This window comes from Streptomyces sp. NPDC005784 (assembly GCF_042871525.1).
Lineage (GTDB): Bacteria > Actinomycetota > Actinomycetes > Streptomycetales > Streptomycetaceae > Streptomyces.
In genome coordinates this window covers 1-15976 of the sequence record NZ_JBIAIQ010000026.1, presented here as the reverse complement: position 1 = coordinate 15976, position 15976 = coordinate 1, and the positions used below count along the sequence as shown (strand labels likewise).

Below are 15976 nucleotides of genomic sequence, written 5' to 3'. Positions count from 1 at the left end.
CCCACTCCGGCATGTCTGCGGGTGTCCCGCCCCCACCGGCACGGGCTCATGGCGGCCCGACCGCGACCGGCGCAGGCGCGACACCACCGCCCCGTGGCGGCGCAGGCCGCAGGTCCGTCAGGGCCGTCAGAGCCGTCAGAGCCGTCAAGTCCGTCAGGTCCGTCGGAGCCGCCGGCTCAGGATTCCGCGCGCCTCGGCAGCCGCCAGTTCGGACGTACGAAGTGGCAGGTGTAGCCGTCGGGGTAGCGCTGGAGGTAGTCCTGGTGCTCCGGCTCCGCCTCCCAGAACGGACCGGCCGGCGCCACCTCGGTCACGACCTTCCCGGGCCACAGCCCGGAGGCGTCGACATCCGCGATGGTCTCCTCGGCGACACGCTTCTGCTCGTCGTCGACGTAGAAGATGGCGGACCGGTAGCTGAGACCGATGTCGTTGCCCTGCCGGTTCTTCGTCGACGGGTCATGGATCTGGAAGAAGTACTCCAGGATCGTCCGGTAGTCGGTCTTCGTGGGATCGAACGTGATCTCGATCGCCTCGGCATGCGTGCCATGGTTGCGATACGTCGCGTTGGCCACGTCGCCACCGCTGTATCCCACCCGTGTGTCCAGCACGCCCGGAAACGTCCTGATCAGATCCTGCACGCCCCAGAAGCAGCCGCCCGCCAGCAGCGCCTTCTCCTCGTTCCGGCTCATCGCACGCACCCTTCTTCCTCGTCTTCTTCGGACTCGCACAGGCGCCACCGAACGCGCTCCCGGCGTCCGCCTCCCCCGCCGTCGCAGCAACGTGGCACCGAACTGCACAAAGCCGAAAGGGCCGGTCGAAATTCCCGGTCCGGCCCCTGGGACGTGAGAGAGCTCGAACCCCGTCCCGACCGGCCGGGACGGACGCCCGCACGGCACCGATAACAATCCTGCAAGTTTCAATCAACATCGGCGTGAGAATTTGCTATCGCTACCAGGAAAAGGGCTCAATGTCCTTGCTATGTCAGCAGAAAAGCGTTAGGGAGCGGATGAACGGCACGATCGACGGCTTCAGCTACGGGCTGGTCACACCGGTGGCCGCCTACGTCATGGCCTGTGTGGGCTCGGCGTTGGGGCTGCGCTGTGTGGTGCGGACGGTGCACCACGAGCCCGGCTGGCGGCTGGGTTGGCTCGCACTGGGAGCCAGCGCTCTCGGCTGTGGCATCTGGACGATGCACTTCATCGCCATGACCGGCTTTTCCGTGGCGGAGACGCCCATAACTTACGACGTCCCGTTGACCGTGCTCAGTCTGGTCGTGGCGATCGTGATGGTCTCCGCGGGCGTGTTCATCGTCGGGCACCGCGGCGCCACGCGAACCGCCCTCACCGTGGGCGGCAGCATCACCGGCCTCGGTGTCGCGATGATGCACTACCTCGGCATGTTCGCGATGCAGCTCGACGGAGACCTCCGCTACAACGCGTTCACCGTGACCCTGTCCGTGGTCATCGCCCTCGTCGCGGCGACCGCCGCGCTGTGGGCCGCGGTCTCCGTGCAGGGCTTCCTTCGCACCCTCGGCGCCAGCCTCGTCATGGGCCTGGCTGTCACCGGCATGCACTACACGGGCATGGCCGCCGTAAGCGTCCACCTCCACAACGGTATGCAACAGGCCGTCGGCGGCCAGGAGGGCACCTCGCTCCTGCTGCCGATGCTTCTGGGCCCGATCATCTTCCTCATCCTCGCCGCGGCCATCGTCATGTTCGACCCGGTCCTGATCCTCGGAGCCGGCGAGTGGAACAAGTCGCCCCAGGGACGCTCCACGGTCGTGGCACGCGGAACCCGGATTCCGGTGCAGGTGCCCGGCATCGAGGACTCGCCTGCGCCGACGGCACCCAGCCGGCAGGCCGACGGCTGGCCGTCGTCATCGACCCCGTGGCCCGCCAACGATGGGCGCGCCTCCCAGTACAGCGACGCGGGAGCCGGTGACTCCTACGGAGCCCGGTACGAGGCGGAGTAGTCCCGTCCCTTCCGAGTCGATGGCCCGGCCGGCGCGTTCGACCTCGCGCTCCTGCCGGGCCATCGCCGCATCTGACGGACGGTTCGGCGTGGCACCCGGCCGAGCGTGCCGGGCAAGCGGTGCGGCCGTACCCGTACCCGAGCAGTCCGACCGGCTCGTCGCCGGGTACACCGGAGCGGAGCCGCCGAGGTGGTCGTCGAATTCGGTGTGCCTTGGGCTCGTACGGGGATACTCCTCGTCGTGACTTCAACGAGATCTTTAACTACAGAGCCCTCCAGATGGTGGTTCGCGCTGCGCGGCGGGGCCTTCTTCCTCCTGGGAGGGGGCCTCGGCCTCGTCGCGTACGCATGGGTCCGCCACCGCCCGCTCGAGGGCGCGCCCTGGGGTGGGCTGCTGCTCGGGACGGCCGTGGCGGCTCTCGGCGCCTTGTTCTCGCGGCGGCGGAAACGTCGGCGTTAGGCGGTCGCTGCCCGCCACCCGACCGACGGGGCTGGAGCGGTCACAGCAGGAGAGGCGCGGCAGGAGGTCGGGAGCGGGGCCGGTCGCGGCAGTTCGATTCTCGCCGGGGACGGCACAGCAGGAATTACGACGGGGTCTGTGTCGGCATCTCGAACCACATGGTCTTGCCGGTGGGCGTACACGTGCTGCCCCAGCTCTCGGCGAGCAGGTCGAGCAGTTCGGTACCGCGTCCGCCTTCCGCGTCGGCGTCGGCCTCGCGGCGTACGGGGCGGGCCGGTTCCGTGTCCTCGACCTCGCACAGCAAGCGGTCGCCGCGCACGCACAAGTTGAGCCGCAGCGGGCCGCGCGTGTGGCACAGGGCGTTGGTGACCAGTTCGCTGACCAGGAGTTCGGCGGTGTCGGCCAGGTCTTCCAGGCTCCACTCGTCCAGCTGGGCCGTCACCAGGCGGCGGGCCCGGCGGGCCGAGGTCAGCTCCCGTGACAAGGGCCAGGAGGCGTCCCAGGGGGTGACACGGGCGCGGGGTGCGTCGAACGGCCGAATGGGTTCCAGCGCGCGCGACCAGAGGGCCCGGTTCCGGGCGAGCCACGAGGTGGGTGCGGCCTCCGCGGATCCGTCCTTCTCCTGCTCCTGATCGCGTTTCGCGGCGTCTTTGCGCCCCGATCCCTCAGGCCGACGGTAGAGCCGGGCAAAGCGCCCCCGGCGAGATATCGCCGGGAGGTCGATGGCCCCCGGGGCCATGGAAATCAGTCCCTTCCGCACTGCTGGCGACCCGACTGCCGGAGCGGCGCGGACCCGTCGACGACCGGTCCGGGCATGTGCCAGATCACGCGTTCACGTAACGCCCGTCACGATAACAAATATACATGTAGCACTCGCTACGGTAAGAATTCTTTCCAAGAGTACCCATCCGGACATATGGGATGTGTTCGGTGTCACGTAACCACACCGTAGCCACGCCCCTACCCCTGTGGGGAGCCCCCATGTCACGGCCGCCCGACCAGGCCAAGCGACTCGATCTGATCAACCGGGTCCGCGCGTATTTGATTCGCAACGGCCTCGCCGACCTGTCCCTGCGCCCTCTCGCCCGAGCGCTGGGTACCAGCGACCGCATGCTCCTGTACTACTTCGGGACCAAGGAAGGCATGGTCGCCGAGGCGCTCGCCCTCGACGAGAGGCGACCGCTCCTGCGGGCCCGGGACATGCTCGAAGCGACGGACTCCACCCGGGACCCGGCGGGAGTCCGCCGTTTCATGGAGGAGACCTGGCAGCAGTTCCGCGCACCCGGCCTGCGACCCGCGCTCCGCCTCTACGTCGAGATCATGGCCGCCAGCCTGATCCACTCCGACCGGTACGGGCCTGTCATGCACGACACGCTGACCGAGTGGACGGACCTGCTCACCTCCGCCTTCCGCGACCTCGGCATGACGGAGGTCCGAGCCCGAACGGAGGCCACCCTGCTGGTCGACGCGACCTTCGGCCTGGTCATCGCCTCCCTGGCCGAGGACGACCGGGACCGGACCGACGCGGCCTTCCACGCTCTCCTCGACCGCCTCGAACCCGGCTGGCACGTCAGCTGAGGCGGGTCCTGACCCGAGCCATCTCCGGCCCCGAGGAGCGTCCGGCAAAACCGTGACCAGCGAATTTCCCGTTCGAGAAGGACCACCCGGCGTCACGGCTTCGCCCCGAAGTCCTGCGTCCACCACGGGCCGCCCGACCCCTTGTGGACACCCACGCCTATGTTCTTGAACGAACGGTTGAGGATGTTCGCGCGGTGCCCCGGGCTGTTCATCCAGGAGTCCATCACCGCCTGCGGGGTCTGCTGGCCCATGGCTATGTTCTCGCCGTACGTGGACCAGCGGTAGCCGGCGGCGGTGATGCGCTGGCCGGGATTGGTGTGGTCGAAGAAGTCGCGGGCGGCCATGTCGTCGGAGTGGGCCCGGGCGGCCTCCTCCAGCTGCGTGTCCTCCGTGAGAGGACCGCAACCGGCGGCCGCGCGCTCCTTGTTCACCAGCACGACCACCTGCGCCACGGTGGTCGTCGGGGCCGACTGCGCCTGGGGTACGGCGGACACCCGCCGGGTCGGCCGAGCCGAGGACGCGGCTGCCGACGCACTCGGCTCGGCGGGGCGGGGTGTCTTGGAGGCTTTCGGCCTTGCCGTTTCCGACCCGGACACCGACGGGGACGGAGATGCCGTGGCGGTGGCCGGGGAAGAAGTGCCGGTGGCGCCGGGTGCCGAGAGGTCCATGACGGGGTCGCCCGCGGTCCGCGAGGGGGCCGCGCCATCGGTTCGTGTTCCGGGCCCGACACCGAGGTACCAGAGGCCGCCGCCCGCCACACAGGCCGCCACGAGCACGCCGCCCAGGGCCCGGCGCCGGACCCGTCGGCGTCGGCGAGCCTCGCCGCGTGAGGCCGCTCTGCCGCCGGGCGCACGATGCCCGGCGCCCGCCGAGTCCGCTGCTCCGTGGCCCGCGACGGCCGCGGTCTGTGACACCGAGCCTGTGGCGGCCATCCCGCCGCGGGCGGTCCGCAGTGCCGCGATCAGCCCAGGTGCTACGGCGATCAGCGCCAGGCCGGCCAGCAGCCCCTCCGCGGGCACCAGTCCGCTCCACAGGCCGGAGCAGCGGACACAGTCGCGGGCGTGCCGGGCGATTCGCTTGCGCCACAGCGCCGAGGGCCGGCCGTTCCAGGAGGCGAGGACACCACGCAGCTCCCCGCAGGGCGGGCGCGCGTCGAGGGCCCGTACCACCACGCGGGCCGTCTCCAACTGCGCCTTCATCCGCTGCACTTGGACCGCGGTGTGCTGCGGCGACAGCTCCAGGGCCTCGGACACCTCGGTCCGGGTCAGTTCGCCGGCGCATTCCAGCCACCACAGCGAGAGCACGCTTCGGTCGTCGGGTTCGAGCCAGCGGGTCGCCAGCGCGGTCTCCCGGCGCTGGCCGGAGAGCTGGAGCCGCATCATGGTCAGGTCCGCGAAGTCCGCGCCGGGGTCCGCGAGGTCCTCGGCCTCCTCCACGGCGCCAGGGGCGAGCTGCCGGTCCCGCCAGTGCGCCCGGACCTGGTTCATCGCGATCGCGACGAGCCAGGAGCGGAAGCTCTCCGGAGTACGCAATCCGTCCAGGCCGTCCAGGGCGCGGAGCATGGTGTTCTGAACGACGTCGTCGACATCGACGGAGCCGTTCAGGGCGCGCCCGACGATGTTGTAGACCAACGGGAGAAACGCGCTGACCAGGGCGTCCTGAGCCGCCGAGTCGCCCCCTCGGGCGGCAGTCACCAGTGCCGCCGGCTCCACCGCGTGCTGTCTCCTCATGAAAACTTCCCCGTCCTCGACTCCGAGCCATGCTGCCGTTGCATGGGAGACCGCCCGCGGAACCCCTGATAACAGTTCTTCGGAGACTCGTCGCGGAGAGACTGGCCACACCGGCCCGCCGATCGCAAGGTCGTAGGTCACATGGGGGTCCGTCTCCGGACCCGCCCGTCCCCTTTCACCGGACCGACGGGCGCCGACCACCGGACCGGCGGGCGCCCGTGTGCCCGCTGGTAAAATGGGCGCACGCTTCGAAGTCGCCGGGGCCCGTGCCAAGAGGTACGGGCCCCGGGGCGTTCCGGGCGTCAGACTGAGGAAGGTTCCCCATGAACGCGAAGCCGCCGGCCCCTGGACTCTCCGATGCCGGCGAGCGCCGGCCGACGACAGCGCCGGAGGGCGACATCTCGACACCACAGCCCCCGTCCACCGACCTGCCGCCGGCCGCGTCGTTCGACGCACTGGGCCTGCCGCCGGAGTTGGTGAACAAGATGACCGGCCTCGGGGTGACGGAGCCCTTCCCGATCCAGGCCGCGACGCTGCCCAACGCGCTGGCCGGGCACGACGTCCTCGGCCGGGCAAAGACCGGTTCCGGCAAGACGCTGGCGTTCGGACTGGCCCTGCTCGCCCGCACGGCAGGCCGCCGGGCCGAGTCGAAGCGGCCGCTGGCGCTGGTTCTGGTACCGACCCGGGAGCTCGCCCAGCAGGTGAGCGACGCGCTGGAACCGTACGCGCAGACCTTGAATGTGCGACTGGCGACGGTGGTGGGTGGCCTGTCGATCAACCGACAGCAGGCGCTCCTGCGGACCGGCGTCGAAGTGCTCATCGCGACGCCGGGGCGGCTGACCGACCTGGTGTCACGCAGGGACTGCGTCCTGAACCACGTGCGGATCACGGTGCTGGACGAGGCGGACCAGATGTGCGATCTGGGCTTCCTGCCGCAGGTCTCGGAGCTCCTTGACCAGATCCCGGCCGACGGCCAGCGGCTGCTCTTCTCGGCCACGCTCGACCGCAACGTCGACCAGCTCGTACAGAACTACCTTCACGACCCGGTTCTCGCCTCCGTCGACCGGGTGGCGGGCTCGGTCACCACGATGGAACACCACGTGCTGACCATTCACGCCGCCGACAAGTACGCGACGGCGACCGAGATCGCCGCCCGGGACGGCCGGGTGCTGATGTTCCTGGACACCAAGGCCGGCGTGGACCAGTTCACCCGTCATCTGCGTGGCAGCGGCATTCGGGCCTCCGCCCTGCACAGTGGGAAGTCGCAGCCGCAGCGCATGCACACGCTCGCCCAGTTCAAGAACGGCGAGATCAACGTGCTGGTGGCCACCAACGTCGCCGCCCGGGGCATTCACATCGAAGCCCTCGACCTCGTCGTCAATGTCGACCCGCCCGCCGACGCCAAGGACTACCTGCACCGGGGCGGGCGCACGGCGCGCGCCGGGGAGTCCGGGAGCGTGGTCACCCTGGTCACGCCCAACCAGCGGCGCGATGTGAACCGGCTGATGTCCGACGCCGGCATCCGGCCGACCGTCACACAGGTGCGCTCGGGCGAGGCGGCACTGACCGACATCACCGGGGCCAAGCGCCCGCCGACCGGGCCGAAGACCAGCACCGGCAACGCGCCCTTCCGCGGCATCGGCACCCATCCGGGGCGCGCCGCGAAGGAGTCGCGCAAGACGGCGGACGCCCGAAAGGCCGCGGAGGCCCGTGCGGCGGCCCGGGTACGCAAGAGCCGCTGACGTCGGCCGGAACCGTCCTGGGCCCACGTCGGGATCCGCGGCGCTCGCGGGCGGGCATCGTCGAGGCGTCCGCCCAGGTGTGACCAACCGCGGATGGGTACGAAAAGGCCCGGGGCGTCAGCTTGGCCGACGCCCCGGCCGCGGACCGGGGCGCCCCGGACCCGGCCGGCACGGTGACGCGCCTCCGCGTGCGCCTCAGCTCACCGCCTGCTTCACGAGCGCGCTGATCCGCGCCTCCGCCTCGGCCGTCAACTCGGTCAGGGCGAACGCGGTGGACCACATCGTGCCCTCGTCCAGCTTCGCCTGATCGCTGAACCCGAGGGTCGCGTAACGCGCCTTGAACTTCTCCGCGCACTGGAAGAAGCAGACGACCTTCCCGTCCAGCGCGTAGGCGGGCATGCCGTACCAGAGCTTCGGCGCGAGGACCGGAGCACCTGCTGTGATGACGGCATGGACGCGCTCGGCCATGATCCGGTCGGAGTCCTGCATCTCCGCGATCTTCGCGAGGACATCCCGCTCGGCCTCGGCCGCCTTGTCCGCGCGCGAGCTGCGGCGGGCCTCCTTCTTCAGCTCCTGGGCATGGTCCTTCATCGCGGCCCGCTCCTCGGCCGTGAATCCCTCGTGCTTACCGCTTTCCGTGCTGCTCATGACAGAGCTCCCCTTGAGGATCCGATGGACGGAATCTTGGTCCGCCTCGCGCCAGACCCGTAGGACGTCGTGGTAGTCGACCTGCGAGGGAGCGGTCATGATTCCGAAACTGGGCCAGGGTGTGTGCGGCATGGGGTCGCAGATCCTTTCGGCACCGGCGACGCCGACGGGGGCGCACCGGCGGGATGGAGAAGGAGCAGTCCCTCGTCGGGCACCCGCGCGATTCCCGCGGTCTCGGGAGCTGCCGGCGCGGATGGGAGGTCCGGTCTCCGGACGGTCAGCGGCGTCGCAGTGACGGGTCGAGGAGCGCGGGCGGAGTGTCGAACTTTTCGTGGGCGGCGAGGTCCGTGCCTGGGGCGACGATCGCGTCGATCGCGTCGAGTACGTCGGCTGGGAGCACGGTGTCGGCCGCGGCGAGCTGCGCGTCCAGGTGGTCCGTCGTGCGGGGGCCGACGAGCGCGCTCGTGACGGCGGGATGCGCCGTCACGAAGCCGAGCGCGAGCTGGATCATGGTGAGGCCGGCCCCGTCGGCGACTTCGGCCAATTTCTCGACGGCGTCGAGCCTGGCCCGGTTGGCGGGGATGGTGGTGTCGAAGCGTTGTGGCATGAACTTTGAGCGGCTGGTGGTGATCTCCCGGCCCGCACGGACGGCGCCCGACAGCCAGCCCGAGGCCAGCGGACTCCACACGAGGACACCGAGCCCGTACTCCTCGGTCACGGGCAGGACATGGGTCTCGATCCCCCGTTGCAGGATCGAGTAGCTGGGCTGTTCGGTGACGTAGGGCCTCAAGTGATTTTCGCGGGCGGCCCATTGGGCCTGCACGATGCGGTGGGCGGGGAAGGTCGAGGAGCCGAAGGCGCGGATCTTTCCCGCGCGTTGCAGGTCGGTCAGGGCCGACAGGGTCTCCTCGTCGCTGGTGCTCGGGTCCCAGCGGTGGATCTGGTAGAGGTCGACGTGGTCGACACCGAGCCGGCGCAGGCTGTTGTCCAGTTCGGTGACCAGCCAGCGGCGCGAAGCACCCCGATGGTTGCGCTCGTCGCCCATGGGCATGGCCGCCTTCGTGGCCAGCACGATGTCGTCGCGGCGGCCGGCGATGGCCTTGCCGACCATCTCCTCCGACTCGCCGTCGCCGTACATGTCGGCGGTGTCGATGAGGTTGATCCCGCCGTCGAGGGCTGCGTCGACGATGGCGGTGGCCTCGTCCTGGGTGGTACGCCCGATCCTGCCGAAGTTCATCGCGCCGAGCGCGAGAGTGCTGACCTGCACACCGGTGCGGCCCAAGGTGCGGTACTGCATGACCTGTCTCCTCCATTGCGGGCGCAGCGTGGTGGCAGCGCGGATTGGTTGTCGGGTCCCCGATCTGCCATCATGAACAAACGGGACGCCGTCCCGTTTGACGATACGGAACACCGTCCCGCTTAGCAAGGCGATACGGAACGATGTTCCGTTTGACGTCCCGATCGCGGCGAGAGTCCCGGTGACGGCGAGAACGGAGAGAAGGGCACGATGAGCGACAGCGACGAGACCACCGCCAGGCAGGCCGCCCGGCCCAGACGGGCCGACGCCCGGCGCAACCAGGAGACGCTGCTCGACGCGGCCGCCGCGGTCTTCGCCACGTCAGGCGTGGAAGCGCCCGTACGCGGCATCGCGGCCCGGGCCGGCGTCGGAACGGCCACGATCTACCGGCACTTCCCGACACGGGCGGACCTCATCGTCGCCGTCTACCGGCACCAGGTCGAAGCCTGCGCCGAGGCGGGACCGGCCCTGCTGAGGGACTGCGCGTCCCCTCATGCCGCGCTGGCCCAATGGATCGACCTCTTCGTCGACTTCCTCGTCACCAAGCACGGACTCGCCGCCGTACTCCAGCCCGACAACACAGCCTTCGACACCCTGCACACCTACTTCCTCGACCGCCTCCTCCCGGTGTGCGCCCAACTCCTCGACGCCGCGGCCGACTCCGGTGAGATCCGACCCGGCCTGACGGCGTACGAACTGATGCGCGGCATCGGCAACCTCTGCATCGGCGCCCACAACGACCCCCGCTACGACGCACGACGCCTGGTCGAGCTCCTCATCGCGGGCCTGCGCCAACCCCGTTGACCGCCCGCCCGACCCGATCCCCTCGGGTCAACTTGAACTCCCCATCCAGACAGGGGAGTTCAAGGAGTCGATCAGCTACAGCGCCACCAGCCGACCACTGCGGCCCCGCAGCCGGACCGAGGCCACGGAGCCGCAGACCACGGCCACGCCGAGGAGCGTGGCGCAGGCCGTCGCCGCGGTGGACGTGTCACCGGAGAGAGCGGCGCGCATGCCGTGAGCGGCCCAGTAGCCGGGCGAGGCCGGGGCCACGTCCGAGACCCACACCGGCAGTGCGGCGAGCGGGACGAGTGCGCCCCCGACACTGCTCAGCAGCATGCCGCCGATGTCGTAGGCGGCCGAGAGCGCACCCATGCTGCGCACCAGCACGCCGAGCAGCGTGCCGAGTCCGAGCAGCGTGCAGCTCCAGCTGAGCAGAACACCCAGCAGCAGGAACGGGTGCGGAACACGCAGGCCGAAGACGCACACGCCGAAGCCGACGATCAGGAACTGCTGGGCGAGCAGGACCACGAAGACCGGGACGGCCTTCCCGGCGAGCAGCTCCGCGGGATGCAGAGCGGTTCCGCGCAGGCGGTCCCAGGTGCGGCCGAGCCGTTCGGTCAGGATCGCGCTGCCGCAGATGCCGAGGGCGAGCAGCGAGAAGGTGACCAGCGTGCCGACGACCGCTTGTTCCGTGCCGGCCCTACGGCCCTGCCCGGCCACATAGAGCGGGCGCAGCAGCGTGACGAAGACGAGCGGCAGGATCATCCGGCTCAGTACCGGGCCGGGTTCGCGCGCCATCAGCAGCACGTTGTGGCGCACCAGCACGCCCAGGCGCCCGGCGGACTCACGCGGCATCACGGACCTCCGTCCCCGCCTCGGTCGCCGCGATCGCCATGGACCGGTAGAGGTCGTCCAGGCCGGGGCGGCGTACGTCGACGGACACGGGTGTACGACCGGACGCGAGCAGGGCCGCCAGATCGGCACCGGGGTCCGTGGTCGGCCGGCGCAGCTCGGGTTCGGCCGGGTCGGCGAACGTGACCCTGAGTTCGCCGGGCAGGTGGCGGGTGAGCTCTTCCTGGGTGCCGCGCGCGTTGATCCGCCCGGCCCGCGCGAGGGCCAGCGTGGCGTCGAGATCGACGAGTTCCGGCAGGTAGTGGGTCGTGTAGACGACGGCGGCGCCCGCTTCCGCCCGAGCCCTGACGGCGCTCAGCAGGGCCGAGCGGGTTTCCGGATCGGCTCCGGCGGTCGGCTCGTCCAACAACAGGAGCGGCGGTGAGCCGACCAGGGCGGTGGCCGCCTGGACCCGGCGGCGCTGACCACCGGACAAGGCACCTACGCGCCGGTCCGCCACGGCTGTCAGGAGAAGCTCCTCCAGGACCTGGGCGATCTCCACGTCCCGGCGCCGTCCCCTCAGCCCCGCCAGTCCCGCGAACAGCCGCACGTTCTCCCGAACGGTGGCAGTGCCGTACAGGCCGAGCTCCTGCGGAGCCACGCCCAGGAACCGCCGTGCGGCCCGGCGGGCAAGCCGCGCGTCGAGCGTCGCGATGCTGATCCGGCCCGCGTCGGGACGTACGAGACCGGCGACGATCTCGACGAAAGTGGTCTTGCCGGCACCGTTGTGACCGATCAGGCCCACAATCTCCCCGGCCGGGACGGTCAGGTCGAACCCGTCGAGCGCGCGACACAGGCCGTAGCGCTTCACCAGTCCCTCTGCGATCAGCATCCATCCTCCACCAGGTCTACGCCGTGCACGTATACGCCGTACACGTATACACTGTAGACCCATGAGTGGCAGGCGGGAAGAGATCCTGGACGCGGCACTGGCCATCGCCGACGAGCACGGCGTCGACGCGGTCTCGATGCGCACGGTGGCGGATCGCGTCGGCGTGACGCCGATGGCGTTGTACCGGCACGTCAAGGACAAGGCGGCGCTGTTGGACGGCATGGTCGGGCGTCTCCTCGCTGCGCTGCTGCCGCCGGAGCCGGCCGTGGATCAGGCCTGGGACGCACGGCTCGACGCCCTCGCGCACGCCTGCCGAAAGGTGACCCAGCAGCACCCCTGGGCCGCACACCTGCTCTTCTCTCGGCCCGCTGTCACTCCGGACGCCGTGCGAGCGGTCGACATCATCTACACCGCCCTCATCGAAGCCGGGGTTCCCGCACCCGAGGTTCCCCGGCTGGAACGCCTGATCAGCACGTTCGTCATCGGATTCGCCGCCTCCGAGGCCGCGGGGCGCTTCACCCCCGGTGACCTCGACCCGCGCAGCCGTCGCGGTCACCTCCCGGACAGCGAACTCCCCGGACACCGCGCGCTCGGGCCATGGCTGGACCTGCCCGTCGACCTCACCGCCGAGTTCGAGGCCGATCTCGCCGACATCCGGCGACTGGTCGAGGCCGCCGCGCGGCGACGGGAGTGAGCGGCGCACCCGGTGCGCGTTGCCGCCGGGTTCCACGAGCGGGTGCCGGAGCGGGAGGGGGCCGGTCCCGGGCGCTCAGGGGCCCGGTCAGTCGGTGAGGCCCAGCGCTCCCGCTGCCTGGATCGCCAGCCAGACCTCGGCCAGGGCCCCCGTCGACGTCAGATCGCGGTCGGCGAGAGCGCCGAAGCGGCGGAGCCGGTAGGCGAGCGTGTTGGGGTGGATGTGGAGCGCCGCCGCGGCCGTCTCGGTGCGGCGGTCGCGCTCCATCCATGTGCGGGCGGAGACCAGCAGCCGCGAGTCATGGCTCTCGTCGTAGCGCAGGACGTCGCCGAGCACATGCTCGACCAGCGCGGTCAGGACGGCGGGATCGTCGGGCAGCCAGCGGCCCGCCCCGTCGTCGCCGTAGTGCACGACGGGACGGCCGGACTCGACGGCTTTGGACACCGCCCAGAGCGCCTCGCGCTGGGCGACCTTCAGTGCGGCGCCCGGCAGGAAGGGGCGGCTGGCCCCGGCTGCCACGGCCGGGAGCTCACCGACGGCCGCCGCCAGCTCCGGTGCCCCGAGGACGTAACGGTCCTCGCCCCGGGTGAGCAGCAGATGAGGCCGGTCCTCCAGGCAGCGCAGCAGCACCTCGTCGGTGGTGCGGCGCACGATGAGGAGAACGGTGTCGCCCTCGATCGCGTGCCGCGCGAGCCGGCGGCGCGCCGCCTCCGGGTCGAGCACCTCCTGCAGCAGTTCGGCGAACGTCTCCGCTCCCTCGCGGCGCAGCGTCTCGCGTTGGTTGCGGACCATCGCCAACCGCAGCGCCGCCACGGTGGCGATGTGCTGGACCACTGCGAGTCCCGCGGGCCGGGCGCCCGCACGCTCGTACGCGACGAGAAAGCCCGCGGGGCCGCCGGGCGCGGGCACCGGGAGGACGAATCCGCCGGGGATCGTCGGCGGGGCGTCGACGGACGCCGGCAGGACGGCGGGATCCGGCACGGGCACTCCGGGCAGGAGCGGGCGGCCCTGGGGTGTGCAGAGGAACACGTCGTAGCCCGACAGGCCTTCGAGGCGGCGCAGGAGTGTCGGTGTGTCGAGGTTCTCGGTGACCAGCCAGCGCAGCGCGCCGAAGACCTGGAGCTGCGCACCCAGCCGGTGCCGGGAGTCCTCCTGGGCCGCGGCCGCGACCTCCTGGGCGACCGCGATGAAGGGGACCGCGAGCGGCACCTCGAGGACCGGGAAGCCCCGCTCCTCCGCCGCCTCGAAGAACGCGTCGTGCAGCGGCGGCATGTGCAGCTGCGCGGAGAGCGCGAGACCGGACGCCCCTGCGTCGTCCAGCCGCTCCAGGTACGCGCGCTGTTCGGCGGCGGAACGGGGTATCGCCAGGCCCGCGGTCATGATCACCTCGGCTCCCAGGAGCCACGGCGTCGGGTCGACGAGCTCGCTGGCGTGCGCCCAGGACACGGACCGCTCCAGACCCCCGCCGCCGGCCTTCAGCGAGAGCTGGAGTGCAGGGGAGGACAGCAGATGCCCGATGGTGAGTTTGTCGCTGGCCACAAAAGACATCGTACGCATCTGTGATGGAGACCATTGTCGCAGGTCACCGCGGGCCACACACTGTGGAGGCCACCGTTTGAACGGTGCACTAACAGACATTGGAGGGCCCGTGACGACCTCGGTCACCGAAATCGAGACATATGGCGTCGAGCGAATCCCGGACGAGGACCGTACGGCCCGGCCGATCGACTTGTTCCGGCTCGCCTTCGGCGGCGCCAACACCTTCGCGACCTGTGTGCTGGGCGCCTTCCCGATCCTCTTCGGCCTCTCCTTCTGGCAGGGGCTCGCGGCGACCGTCCTCGGCCTGGTCGCGGGTGCGCTGCTGCTGGCCCCGATGGCACTGTTCGGCCCCGCCAACGGCACGAACAACGCGGTCTCCTCCTCCGCGCACCTGGGCGTGCACGGTCGGGTCGTCGGCTCCTTCCTCTCCCTGCTCACCGCCATCGCGTTCTTCTCGATCTCGGTGTGGTCCTCGGGTGACGCGCTCGTCGGTGGCGCCCATCGGCTCGTGCACGTCCCCGAGTCGGACGTCACCTACGGCATCGCGTACGCGATCTTCGGCGGACTCGTGCTCGTCGTCTGCATCTACGGCTTCCGCTTCATGCTGCTGGTCAACAAGATCGCGGTGCTGGCGGCCTCGGCCCTGTTCGTGCTCGGTGCCTTCGCCTTCGCGGGTGACTTCGACCCTGGTTACGCGGGCGCCTTCGCCTCGACGCACGACGCGCTGTTCTGGCCGTCGTTCATCGGCGCCGCGCTGATCGTGCTCTCCAACCCGGTCTCCTTCGGCGCGTTCCTCGGTGACTGGTCCCGCTACATCCCCGCGAACACCCCGCGCCGCCGCGTGATGGGCGCCGCGTTCCTCGCCCAGATCGCCACCCTGCTGCCCTTCGTCTTCGGCCTGGCCACGGCGTCGATCATCGCGACGAAGGCCGCGAAGTACGTCGACCCGGCCGCCCCGAACTACGTCGGCGGACTGCTGGCAATCTCTCCCGGCTGGTACTTCCTGCCGCTCTGCCTGATCGCCCTGATCGGCGGCCTGTCGACCGGCACGACGTCCCTCTACGGAACGGGGCTGGACTTCGCCAGCGTCTTCCCGCGCTTCAACCGCGTCCAGGCCACCTTCTTCATCGGTGTCCTGTCCATCGGATTCATCTTCCTCGGCCGCTTCGCGCTCAACCTCACGCAGTCCATCTCCACCTTCGCCACGCTGATCATCACCTGCACCGCGCCGTGGATGGTCGTCATGGCGCTCGGCTACGTCACACGGCGCGGCTGGTACGACCCCGAGGCGCTGCAGGTCTTCAACCGGCGTCAGCGCGGTGGCCGCTACTGGTTCGCGCACGGCTGGAACTGGCGCGGCATGGGCACCTGGGTCATCAGCGCCGTCGTGGCTCTCCTCTTCACCAACCTGCCGGGCCAGTTCGTCGGCCCGCTGGGCAACCTCGCGAGCGGCGCGGACATCTCGCTGCCGGTCGGGCTCGGTCTGGCGGTCGTGCTCTACCTCGCCTCACTCGCCCTGTTCCCCGAACCGCGCGCCGTGTTCGGTCCGGCCGGACCCCGCTTCGTCCGGGCGTCCGACGCCGAGATCGCACCGATCACCGGTGGCACCGAGGAGAAGACCCCCGAGCCCGCCGCGGCTCTCTGAGTCCTCGGCGTCACCGACACCCCGACTGGGCGTCCGGCCCTGAACACCGGGCGCCCCTGACCAGGAGCCGCGCATGAGTTTCCTGAGTCAACCTCTATGCCGCCAAGGGTTCCTCAGCGGCTGCGCTGACCTTGCCGTTGGCTTGGTGGATGGCGGGGTCGTAGCA

The 15976-nt window shown here is 70.5% G+C and carries 14 protein-coding genes; 6 read left to right on the top strand and 8 right to left on the bottom strand.

Annotated elements, in window-relative coordinates; genetic code table 11:
- Positions 1 to 176: 176 nt before the first annotated feature.
- Entirely contained in the window at positions 177 to 689 is a 513-nt protein-coding gene (gene msrA / locus ACFYR3_RS31460) for a peptide-methionine (S)-S-oxide reductase MsrA (protein WP_351864515.1), read from the bottom strand.
- 317 nt (positions 690 to 1006) lie between these two features.
- On the opposite strand from msrA, the gene ACFYR3_RS31455 reads away from it, so the two are divergent.
- Positions 1007 to 1972 (top strand): MHYT domain-containing protein, encoded by a 966-nt coding sequence (locus ACFYR3_RS31455; RefSeq protein WP_356780076.1) that lies wholly within the window; start codon positions 1007 to 1009, stop codon positions 1970 to 1972.
- Between the two features lie 583 nt (positions 1973 to 2555).
- On the opposite strand, the gene ACFYR3_RS31450 is transcribed toward ACFYR3_RS31455, so the two are convergent.
- Positions 2556 to 3170 carry an ATP-binding protein gene (locus ACFYR3_RS31450; RefSeq protein WP_389285324.1) on the bottom strand — a complete coding sequence of 205 codons (615 nt, stop codon included), beginning with the start codon at positions 3168 to 3170 and terminating at the stop codon, positions 2556 to 2558.
- Between the two features lie 242 nt (positions 3171 to 3412).
- Here ACFYR3_RS31450 and ACFYR3_RS31445 point away from each other — a divergent pair, with 242 nt between their 5' ends.
- Positions 3413 to 4009 (top strand): TetR/AcrR family transcriptional regulator, encoded by a 597-nt coding sequence (locus ACFYR3_RS31445; protein WP_356780072.1) that lies wholly within the window; start codon positions 3413 to 3415, stop codon positions 4007 to 4009.
- Between the two features lie 92 nt (positions 4010 to 4101).
- Here the strand turns inward: ACFYR3_RS31445 and ACFYR3_RS31440 are convergent, their stop codons facing one another.
- Positions 4102 to 5739 carry a sigma-70 family RNA polymerase sigma factor gene (locus ACFYR3_RS31440; protein ID WP_389285323.1) on the bottom strand — a complete coding sequence of 546 codons (1638 nt, stop codon included), beginning with the start codon at positions 5737 to 5739 and terminating at the stop codon, positions 4102 to 4104.
- A 323-nt stretch (positions 5740 to 6062) separates the two neighbouring features.
- Here ACFYR3_RS31440 and ACFYR3_RS31435 point away from each other — a divergent pair, with 323 nt between their 5' ends.
- The gene (locus ACFYR3_RS31435) at positions 6063 to 7481 is read left to right on the top strand and encodes a DEAD/DEAH box helicase (protein ID WP_389285322.1); all 1419 of its coding nucleotides are present in this window, start codon (positions 6063 to 6065) and stop codon (positions 7479 to 7481) included.
- Positions 7482 to 7676: 195 nt separating this feature from the next.
- Here the strand turns inward: ACFYR3_RS31435 and ACFYR3_RS31430 are convergent, their stop codons facing one another.
- Both ACFYR3_RS31430 and ACFYR3_RS31425 read right to left on the bottom strand, forming a co-directional pair.
- Positions 7677 to 8129: an iron chaperone gene (locus ACFYR3_RS31430; RefSeq protein WP_389285321.1), complete on the bottom strand. Its 453-nt coding sequence runs from the start codon at positions 8127 to 8129 to the stop codon at positions 7677 to 7679.
- Positions 8130 to 8406: 277 nt separating this feature from the next.
- A complete protein-coding gene (locus ACFYR3_RS31425; protein ID WP_389285320.1) occupies positions 8407 to 9426 on the bottom strand; it encodes an aldo/keto reductase in 1020 nt (339 codons plus the stop codon).
- A gap of 210 nt (positions 9427 to 9636) precedes the next feature.
- Here ACFYR3_RS31425 and ACFYR3_RS31420 point away from each other — a divergent pair, with 210 nt between their 5' ends.
- Positions 9637 to 10230 carry a TetR/AcrR family transcriptional regulator gene (locus tag ACFYR3_RS31420; RefSeq protein WP_389285319.1) on the top strand — a complete coding sequence of 198 codons (594 nt, stop codon included), beginning with the start codon at positions 9637 to 9639 and terminating at the stop codon, positions 10228 to 10230.
- Between the two features lie 75 nt (positions 10231 to 10305).
- Here ACFYR3_RS31420 and ACFYR3_RS31415 read toward each other — a convergent pair whose 3' ends face one another.
- Both ACFYR3_RS31415 and ACFYR3_RS31410 read right to left on the bottom strand, forming a co-directional pair.
- Complete coding sequence (locus ACFYR3_RS31415) at positions 10306 to 11064, bottom strand: ABC transporter permease (RefSeq protein WP_389285318.1); 759 nt, start codon at positions 11062 to 11064, stop codon at positions 10306 to 10308.
- On the bottom strand, positions 11054 to 11932 hold the full coding sequence (locus ACFYR3_RS31410; RefSeq protein WP_389285317.1) for an ABC transporter ATP-binding protein: 879 nt from the start codon (positions 11930 to 11932) through the stop codon (positions 11054 to 11056). The genes ACFYR3_RS31415 and ACFYR3_RS31410 overlap by 11 nt, the downstream gene beginning before the upstream one ends.
- A 61-nt stretch (positions 11933 to 11993) precedes the next feature.
- On the opposite strand from ACFYR3_RS31410, the gene ACFYR3_RS31405 reads away from it, so the two are divergent.
- Positions 11994 to 12626 (top strand): TetR/AcrR family transcriptional regulator, encoded by a 633-nt coding sequence (locus ACFYR3_RS31405; protein WP_356780056.1) that lies wholly within the window; start codon positions 11994 to 11996, stop codon positions 12624 to 12626.
- Between the two features lie 87 nt (positions 12627 to 12713).
- Here the strand turns inward: ACFYR3_RS31405 and ACFYR3_RS31400 are convergent, their stop codons facing one another.
- Positions 12714 to 14174 carry a PucR family transcriptional regulator gene (locus ACFYR3_RS31400; RefSeq protein ID WP_389285316.1) on the bottom strand — a complete coding sequence of 487 codons (1461 nt, stop codon included), beginning with the start codon at positions 14172 to 14174 and terminating at the stop codon, positions 12714 to 12716.
- A 100-nt stretch (positions 14175 to 14274) separates the two neighbouring features.
- Here ACFYR3_RS31400 and ACFYR3_RS31395 point away from each other — a divergent pair, with 100 nt between their 5' ends.
- Positions 14275 to 15810, top strand: coding sequence for a cytosine permease (locus ACFYR3_RS31395; RefSeq protein ID WP_356780052.1), 1536 nt, complete (start codon positions 14275 to 14277; stop codon positions 15808 to 15810).
- Positions 15811 to 15976 lie beyond the last annotated feature (166 nt).